10 protein-coding genes are annotated in these 8,633 nt (G+C 68.4%); 5 read left to right on the forward strand and 5 right to left on the reverse strand.

Annotation, left to right across the window (positions count from 1 at the left end):
* Nucleotides 1-129: 129 nt before the first annotated feature.
* Nucleotides 130-648, reverse strand: coding sequence for a potassium channel family protein (locus tag ADL15_RS45405; protein ID WP_083972538.1), 519 nt, complete (start codon nt 646-648; stop codon nt 130-132).
* A gap of 160 nt (nt 649-808) precedes the next feature.
* Here ADL15_RS45405 and ADL15_RS45410 point away from each other — a divergent pair, with 160 nt between their 5' ends.
* On the forward strand, nt 809-2,065 hold the full coding sequence (locus ADL15_RS45410) for a sensor domain-containing phosphodiesterase (protein WP_067705968.1): 1,257 nt from the start codon (nt 809-811) through the stop codon (nt 2,063-2,065).
* Nucleotides 2,066-2,081: 16 nt separating this feature from the next.
* Here ADL15_RS45410 and ADL15_RS45415 read toward each other — a convergent pair whose 3' ends face one another.
* From ADL15_RS45415 to ADL15_RS45425, 3 genes are read right to left on the reverse strand one after another with little or no spacing between them, the layout of a single operon-like run.
* A complete protein-coding gene (locus ADL15_RS45415; protein ID WP_067705972.1) occupies nt 2,082-2,294 on the reverse strand; it encodes a hypothetical protein in 213 nt (70 codons plus the stop codon).
* Nucleotides 2,295-2,299: 5 nt separating this feature from the next.
* Nucleotides 2,300-3,010 carry a cation diffusion facilitator family transporter gene (locus tag ADL15_RS45420; RefSeq protein ID WP_067705973.1) on the reverse strand — a complete coding sequence of 237 codons (711 nt, stop codon included), beginning with the start codon at nt 3,008-3,010 and terminating at the stop codon, nt 2,300-2,302.
* Complete coding sequence (locus tag ADL15_RS45425) at nt 3,010-3,339, reverse strand: ArsR/SmtB family transcription factor (protein ID WP_067705974.1); 330 nt, start codon at nt 3,337-3,339, stop codon at nt 3,010-3,012. Before ADL15_RS45425 ends, ADL15_RS45420 begins: the two co-directional genes overlap by 1 nt.
* Nucleotides 3,340-3,494: 155 nt before the next feature.
* On the opposite strand from ADL15_RS45425, the gene ADL15_RS45430 reads away from it, so the two are divergent.
* Nucleotides 3,495-4,526 carry a hypothetical protein gene (locus ADL15_RS45430; RefSeq protein WP_198171290.1) on the forward strand — a complete coding sequence of 344 codons (1,032 nt, stop codon included), beginning with the start codon at nt 3,495-3,497 and terminating at the stop codon, nt 4,524-4,526.
* A gap of 118 nt (nt 4,527-4,644) precedes the next feature.
* Nucleotides 4,645-4,896, forward strand: coding sequence for a hypothetical protein (locus ADL15_RS57435; protein WP_449369317.1), 252 nt, complete (start codon nt 4,645-4,647; stop codon nt 4,894-4,896).
* Between the two features lie 21 nt (nt 4,897-4,917).
* On the opposite strand, the gene ADL15_RS45435 is transcribed toward ADL15_RS57435, so the two are convergent.
* A complete protein-coding gene (locus ADL15_RS45435; protein WP_067705982.1) occupies nt 4,918-5,109 on the reverse strand; it encodes a hypothetical protein in 192 nt (63 codons plus the stop codon).
* A 145-nt stretch (nt 5,110-5,254) separates the two neighbouring features.
* Between ADL15_RS45435 and ADL15_RS45440 the strand changes: the two genes are divergently transcribed.
* On the forward strand, nt 5,255-5,905 hold the full coding sequence (locus ADL15_RS45440) for a cytidylate kinase family protein (protein WP_067705978.1): 651 nt from the start codon (nt 5,255-5,257) through the stop codon (nt 5,903-5,905).
* Nucleotides 5,906-6,048: 143 nt separating this feature from the next.
* A complete protein-coding gene (locus tag ADL15_RS45445) occupies nt 6,049-8,220 on the forward strand; it encodes a ricin-type beta-trefoil lectin domain protein (protein ID WP_232344952.1) in 2,172 nt (723 codons plus the stop codon).
* The last annotated feature ends 413 nt before the right edge of the window (nt 8,221-8,633 follow it).

An 8,633-nucleotide genomic window follows, 5' to 3' on the forward strand; every position in this document is an offset into this window, starting at 1 on the left:
GGCGGGGGCGGGGGCGGGGGCGTTCTCATGACGCCACGTCACCTGCACCGCTGCCGCGAGACCCCGAGCCAGGGGTCCTGAGCTACCTGCTTCGCGGTCGCCGTTTCCCTTTGCCGACATTTGCGGGGTTCATCGGCTCAGTTCACCGGGAGAGCCCGGATCGCCGCTGGCCGCGGCCGGATCCGGCGGCTGCTTCTCCCCCACTGCCGGCGACGGAGTCGCCGAGTCCTCGGGGACGACGACACCTTCTCGTACGGCGAGTTCCTCCAGCAGCTGGCGGACCCGGCGCAGGTTCTGCTTCAGCTCCTCCTGCTCCTCGTGCCGGAACGCGTCGTGGTCGACGATCAGCTTGCTCGCGAAGTGTGCCGTGATCAGCGGGATGACCAGCAGCACCATCACCGAGATGAGCAGGACGGCGAGGATCCGGGCCGGGGTGTTGTGCGGGGAGATGTCGCCGTACCCGACCGTTGACGCGGTGACGACCGCCCACCAGAGCGAGTCACCGACCGACGCGTTCTCGAACCAGGAGTAGAGCCCGCCGCAAACGACGATCAGGATCAGGTAGGCGAGGGCCAGCGTCCTCGGGGAGTTCGCCAGCCACACCATGGCGCGGTACACCGCCCGCGACAGCCTGATCAGCGTGTACATGCCGCCATGGTGCCGGACCGAGCCCGCGCACGTCAGCCCGTCGACGAACCGATCCCGGTCACTGGCCTCACCCCGGTGGGCCGGGAGCCGTCTCGGCTGCCGACCGGATTCAGCGGCTCAGCAGTGTCACCGTGCTGCCGAATAGTGGCTCATGGGGGCCATGGACACGCGTCACGCCACGGTCGGCGACACCGTGGTCGTTCTCGACGACATTCTGCGCGACGGGGGCCTGCACTGCATCTATCAACCGTTCGTCGATGTGGACTCCGGGGCGGTAGTGGCCTTCGAGGCACTGCTGCGCGGACCCGCCGGATCTCCGCTGCAGTCACCGATGGCACTGCTCGACGCGGCCCGGGTCACCGACCGGCTCGCCGACCTGGAACGGGCGTCGCTGCTGTCCTCGCTGCAGGATGCCGCGACCATGTCGCCGGCCCGGCCGGTGACGTTGTTCGTCAACCTCGAACCCAGCACCCTGACCCAACGGCTGGACGTCGTGCTCGACGCGCTCGCCACCAGGGCCCCGCACGTTCAGGTGGTCGTCGAGATCACCGAGCGGGCGCTGGCCGAGGATGTCGCCGGGATACTGGCCGGCGCCGAGCGGCTGCGCGCCGCGGGATGCGCCATCGCCCTGGACGACGTGGGGGTGCACCCCGAATCTCTCGCGTTCATCCCGCTGCTGCGACCGGAAGTGGTCAAGCTCGACCTGAAGCTGTTGCGCACGGTCAAGGATCCCGCGACGGTGACGGTGGCCGGCGCCGTGCGCGCCTATGCCGAGCAGGCCGGCGCGGAAGTGGTCGCGGAAGGCATCGAGACCCCGGACGACCTGACCCGGGCGCTGGTGCTGGGCGCCACCCTCGGTCAGGGCTGGTTGTGGAGCCGGGGCGAGCGCCAGTTCCCGCCGTCGACGTTCCGGCCGGAACGGTTCACCGCCCGGCCGATCGGCGCGGCGCTGCGCGCCACACCGTACGAGTTGATCGGTGCCGGAAAGCGGATCCGGCACGCGCCCAAGCATCTGCTCGTCCCGCTGTCGAAGACCCTGGAGCTGATGGCGTTGCAGGCCGCGGTGCCGCCGATGCTGCTCGCTGCGTTCGAACACGCGGATTTCTTCCGCCCGTCCACCGTCCGGCGCTACACCGAGCTCGCCGCCCGGCTGCCGTTCATCGCGGCCCTCGGCGTCGACATGGTCCCGGAGCCCGCCCCCGGCGTGCGCGGCGGCAGCCTGTCGATCCAGGATCCCCTGGCCAGCGAGTGGACCGTCGTGGTGCTGGGCGCGCACACCGCGGCGGCGCTGATGGCCCGCGACCTGGGCGACACCGGACCGGACGGCGACCGCCAGTTCGAATTCGTGGTCACCTACGACCGCACCGTCGTCACGGCCGCCGCCCACGCCATGGCCGGCCGCCTCACCCGCCCCTGACCAGGGTGGTGCGAGATCAGCGGCGTCGGAGTTGTTCATAGCGGTCGCGGGTTTCGGCGGTGAGCGGGTTGATGCCGTGGCGCCGGCACCAGATCACGTGGAAGACGGCGCCGAGCGTGGGAAGTGCGAAGATCCAGAGGAACGTCCAGGGCCGGACGGTCTCGAAGTGCCCGAATCCGGTGGTGAGCACGGCGATCAAAATCGCGCTGGTCAGCCATTCCGCAGCCATCCCGGTTACCGTCGGCTGGTGCAGCAGTCGTCGGCGCAGCCCGGCGTAACGTCTGCCGTGGCGACGGCGAGCGGGTCGGAGACGCAGCAGGTGTCTCCGCGCCAGGCCTCGCGGCCTTCCTTGATCGCGACGGCGGCGATGATCAGCCCGGCGATCGGGTCGGCCCAGCTCCAGCCGAACAGGCTGTTGACGACGAGGCCGACGAGCAGGACCGCGGACAGGTAGGTGCAGAGCAGCGTCTGTTTCGAGTCGGCGACCGCGGTCCGGGAGCCGAGCTCGCGGCCGGCGCGACGCTGGGCGTAGGACAGTCCGGGCATGATCGTCAGGGACACCGCCGCGAGGATGATCCCGACGGTGGAGTGTTCGGCTTCGGCGCCGCCGAGCAGGGCGCGCACTGATTCGGCGGTGACGTAGGCGGCGAGCGCGAAAAACGAGATCGCGATGATCCGCAGGGCGGTCTTCTCCCGCTTCTCGGGGTCGCGGGCGGTGAACTGCCAGGCGACCGCGGCGGCCGAGGAGACCTCGATGACCGAGTCGAGGCCGAACCCGATCAGCGCGGTCGAGTCCGCGGCGGTGCCGGCGCTGATCGCGATGACGGCCTCGATCACGTTGTAGGTGATGGTCGCGGCGACCAGCAGCCGGATCCGGCGTGCGAGCTGGACCCGGCGCTGGGCGGTCGGCACGGCCAGGGCGAGGGGGGTCAGTGGCAGGTTCATCAGCAGCAGCCCTTGTCGGCGGCGTCGGGGCACGCGGCCGGGTCGATCGCCAGGACCAGGCCGAGCAGGTCGTCGAGGGCGTGCCGGATCCGGGTGTCGGCGAGTTCGTAGCGGATGCGCCGGCCTTCCGGGACCGCGACGACCAGGCCGCAGCCGCGTAGGCAGGTCAGGTGATTGGACAGGTTCTGCCGGGTGACGCCGAGCAGGTCGGCCAGCTCGGCCGGGTAGCCGGGCGCCTCGCGTAGTGCGAGCAGCAGCCGGGCCCGGGTGGCATCCGACAGAGCGTGGCCGAAGCGGGCGAGGGCCTGGCCGTGGGTCACTGTCTCCATCACCTGACAATACAGTCAACGCTGTATTCAGCAGAAGCTGTATTGTCGAGCGCACAGCGCGCTCAGGCCGCCGTCACCGCATCCTGCTCCCTCCCTGGCCAGACGATGGCTCCGGCGCAGCCGAGCGCATCCTCCTGAGGTCGTATCCTGCGACGATGCGTCCCAGTTTGATCAACGAGGTGCGGCTGGACGGACTTCATCGAGTCCTCCCAGCGGCAGGCTTAGGTTGGCTGGTCACCGAGTCGGACACCGACACCGTCAGCCTGCTCGACCACGATCTGCAACTGGTCCGACGAGTCTCGCTGCCATTCACCGTCCCACGCCTCAACGCCAGCGCGACAAGCCGGTTCGTCGCGATCGCCGATAGTCACGAACTCGTCGTTCTCGACAGAACCGGGGACATCAGCTGGCGACGCCCGTGGCACCGATGCGGAGCCGATCCCACCGACACCGATGTCCCGTTTCATATCGACACTGACGACATCCTCTGGATCCGCGTGGCCGCCACCGGGGAACTCGTAGCTCTTGACGCCGCAACTGGCGCGGAGATCGACCGTGTGACGCTGACCGGCCCTGACGCCGCCTGGTTCGTACACCGACCAGCCGACACCTCCACCGGTCTCGGGTTCCTGCACCCGGACCCCTCACCCAGCGCCCTGATCAGGCTGGATAGCGGTCGCATTACGCTACGACCACTGCACGGCCTTGATCTCGCTGACTTCAGCCCCGACGGATCGCGCTACCTCACCATGAGCATCGACGGTTTTCTTTCCGTCCGAGAACTCGTCACCGAAAGCGTGCTGGCCCAGCGACACGTCGACGACCTGCCCGACTTGCCATCCCGCATTCGGTTCGACAACTGGAGCGTCGAATATCCAGCGCTGTTCCTGACCGACGAAATCATCATGGTGCCCCTCGCTCCTCGGGACTACTCGAGCGACGACGAGCACCTTCTGCTCTCGGCACGAAGTCTCCGGTACCGCGCTCGAACGGACTACCCGACCCGGCGATGGCCCGGCCCTCTCGTCAGCGCGGAGAGCTCTGGCCGCTGGCTCACTCACGATCACGAGGAAAGCACGCTACGGCTCTGGCAGATCGGAAACACCACGCCGCCGCCAGCGAGCCCGCGGGCGGAATCGACGCCTCTCGACGACGCGCCCATGCCCGGCCAGATCGCATTTTTCTGAACAGCAACGTCGTAGCGGCCCCAATCCCCCACCCGGGCGGAGGCCTGGGGCGTAACGCGAACGGTGTTTCTGCGTTCGGTTAGAGGTGTCGGCGACCGGCCAGCGATCACCGAACGTGATGGCGAAGGCGTTCAATACCGGCTTCCAGCGCATCGGGGCCGGAACCTGTCGACTTTTGGCGACGCCTGACACACGTTCGCGGGAACATGTGCGCTTTCGAAACGACTCGCTCGAGGCGATCGCGACGCTGTTCTTCTCCTCGCGTTCGGTCAACACCTGGAACAGCAGCCCTCCCAGCTCCCCGCCCGGATGGGGCAAAATCAAGCCGTCCGAGTGGGGCCACGGGAGGGCTCTGGCGCAAGAAGTGTGATTGACCTTGATCGGCTCCGCCTCAGTGGCGATCCGTGATGGCCGCCTCAAGGCGCAGGCCGACGCCGGCAGTAACCAGCATCCCGGCGAAGACGTAGCCCTTGGCTGGCGTGCTGTCGGTCGCGAGGCCAACGATAGTGATCAAGAAGCCAGTGACCAGCGCAATGTTGCCGAGAATCCGGGCAGTGTCGACTCGTCGTCCCCGTGCATCCATAGCCAGCACCGTACGGCCGTGATCGGTAAGCGGCGCATCGGGGCTTATCGATCACACTTCTTGCGCCAGAGCCCACGGGAGAGCGTCAGAACCAGCCAGCGCAGCCGCGCACTAAGGTCCACTCGATACGGCAGAACGGGATGGCATGCGCACCGAGATGATCAGTCAGCTGGCCGGGGCCGTCGCCTCCGTCCGCGTCGCGCACCCGACCCGGGTCGCCATCGACGGGCCGCCCGCCGCCGGCAAGACCACCCTCGCCGACGAACTCGCCGACGTGCTGCGCGGTCAGGGCCGCGACGTCATCCGCGCGAGCATCGACGATTTCCTCGTTCCTCGAGCCCAGCGTTATGCGCGCGGCGAGTACTCGGCCGAGGGCTGCTACTTCGACGCTCACGACCATCCCGCGCTGAACCGGGTGCTGCTCGATCCGCTCGGACCTGGCGGCGACCGGCGGTTTCGGCGCGCGCTCTACGACCACACCACGGACCCGCTGGTCGCCACGGCCGCCGCCGACGCCGTGCTGCTCTTCGACGGCGTCTTCCTGATGCGCCCGGAGCTGGTCGATCGCTGGGAGCTGCGCATCCTGGTGTCGACGGCGCTGGAGAAGACCGTGGAGCGCGCGGTGGTCCGGGAGCGCCAGGTCTCCTCGCGGTCCGCCGTGGAACGGCGCTGGCGCGAACGCTACCTGCCGGCCCAGCGGCTCTACGTCGCCACGGCCCGCCCGGCCGAGCACGCCGACGTCATCGTCCACAACGACGAACCCCGATTTCCGCGCCTGGAGCACCGATCCCCTTAGATCGACGCTTGACACACTCGTCACCCGAGGAAACACTAAAGAAACATTTCTGAGAGCGCTCTCTCAGTGAGGCCTGGGCAGCCAACGAAAGTAGGACGCACATGAGAGTTGTCCCTCGACGGCGCCGCCGCGGATTGATCGCGATGCTCGCGCTCGTACTGACCGTCGCCGGGCTCGGTGCGGCCGGCGGCCAGCCCGCCCTGGCCGCCGCGATCACCGGCAACACCATCGCCGCACCCGGCGCCAAATGTGTTGACGTCGCCGGCGACGACACCGGCGTCAACGGCACCGCGATCCAGCTCTGGGACTGCCAGACCGCCAGCGCGGACCAGCACTGGACCTGGAGCGGCACCGCGCTGACCACCATCGGCCGCTGCCTCGACGTGGCGAGCGCCGGCACCGCCAACGGCACCCTGCTGCAGCTCTGGGACTGCAACGGCACCGGCGCGCAGCAGTGGACCCAGCAGGCCGACGGCAGCCTGAAGAACCCGTCGTCCGGGCGCTGCATGGACTCGCCGAGCGGCGCCACCGCCAACGGGACCCGGCTGCAGATCTGGGACTGCAACGGCAGCGGCGCGCAGAAGTTCACCGTCACGACGACGCCGACCAACCCCGGCACCTGCCCGACCTACTCCGACACCCCGGACTTCGGGCCGAACGTTCACATCTATGACCACTCGATGTCGGACGCCGCCATCCAGTCGTCGTTGGACAGCGTGTTCAACGCGACCAAGGACACCCTCTCCGCGCAGTTCGGCACCCGGCGTGACGCGCTGGTGTTCAAGCCGAGCACCACGCCGTACAACGTGGGTGCCAACATCGGTTTCAACACCTCGATCCTCGGCCTCGGGCAGAACCCCGACGACGTACGGATCAACGGCGCCGTCACCGTCGACGCGTTCAACGCCAGCGACGCCGGCAACGCGACGCAGAACTTCTGGCGCTCCGCCGAGAACATGTCGATCAACACGAACGGCGGCACGAACCGGTGGGCCGTCGCACAGGCCGCGCCGTACCGCCGGATGCACGTGATCGGCGGGCTCAACCTCTTCCCGGCCAGCTACGGCTGGGCCAGCGGCGGGTACATCTCCGACTCCAAGATCGACGGCACCGCGGAGTCGGCCTCCCAGCAGCAGTGGTACACCAAGGACAGCACGCTGGGCGCCTGGAGCGGCTCGAACTGGAACATGGTGTTCTCCGGCACGAACGGCGCGCCGGCGACGAACTTCAACACCGACCCGAATGCCGGACCCCGCTACACCACCCTGGCGACCACGCCGGTCTCCCGGGACGTGCCGTACCTCTACCTCGACGCGGCCGGTAAGTACCGGGTCTTCCTGCCGTCGCTGCGCACCAACGCCACCGGGCCGAGCTGGGCCGGCGGCAGCACGCCGGGCACCTCGGTGCCGATGAGCACGTTCTTCGTCGCGCGGCCCAGCGACTCGGCCGCCACGATCAACACCGCGCTCGCCAACGGGTGCAACGTGTTCTTCACGCCGGGCATCTACCACGTGAACCAGACGCTGCACGTGACCAAGGCGAACACCACGGTGCTCGGCATCGGCTACCCGACGATCGTGCCGGACAACGGCGTGAACGCGATGGACGTGGCCGACGTAGACGGCGTACGCCTCAAGGGTCTGCTCTTCGATGCCGGGACCACCAACAGCGACACGTTGCTCAAGGTCGGCCTGGCCAAGTCCGGGGTGTCGCACGCGGGCAACCCGACCACCGTGCAGGACGTGTTCTTCCGGATCGGTGGCATGGTCGCCGGCAAGGCCACCAACAGCCTGGTGGTCAACACCAACAACACGATCATCGACCACACCTGGGCGTGGCGCGCCGACCACGGCGCCGGGATCGGCTGGACGGTGAACACCGCGGACAACGGCCTGACCGTCAACGGCGACAACGTCCTGGCGACCGGCCTGTTCGTCGAGCACTACCAGAAGAACGAGGTCGTCTGGAACGGCGCCAACGGCAAGGTCGTCTTCTTCCAGAACGAGATGCCGTATGACCCGCCGAACCAGGCCGCCTGGATGAACGGCTCGCAGAACGGCTACCCGGCCCTGAAGGTCGCCAGCGGCGTCACCGCGTTCGAGGCGTGGGGCCTGGGCAGCTACTGCTTCTTCAACGTCAACAACTCGGTGTCCTCGGCGCGCGCCTTCGAGGTCCCCGCCGTCGCCGGCGTCAAACTCCACAACATGGCGGCCGTCTCGCTCGGCGGCATCGGCACCATCTCGCACATCGTCAACAACACCGGCGCAGCCGCGAACTCCACCTACAACAACTCCTACCTGGTCAATTTCCCTTAAAAACCCGATTTTGTACGGACGGAAGCCGGGCCCGAGTGATCGGGTCCGGCCCGGCCGGTAATCGGATCGCCCCTGGGCGAGCCCCGTGGCACGATGGCCGGCGATGACGATCGATCCTTCCGACCCGCGCCTGCAGTCGAGCAATCTCACCTGGGCCGACGTCGACCCGGACCGGCACCCGTTCGACCCGGCCACCGCGCTCGACACGGTGCGGGCACTGGCCCCGGCCGGCGGCGTCCCGATCCCCATCGGTACCACCCCGCGAGCGGCTACGGTCAGGCCGCGGAGGACGCGCGCTGGGACTGGCAGCGGGAGTTGACATCTCCCCCAGCTGAAGCAGGGGGATTCCACCCTCGCGGGTTGAGCTTTCTGCTTCACCGATCGCTGCCGACCCGGACTACCGGCGAGGGACG

The sequence above is a fragment of the Actinoplanes awajinensis subsp. mycoplanecinus genome, from assembly GCF_001509495.1.
Classification (GTDB): domain Bacteria; phylum Actinomycetota; class Actinomycetes; order Mycobacteriales; family Micromonosporaceae; genus Actinoplanes; species Actinoplanes palleronii.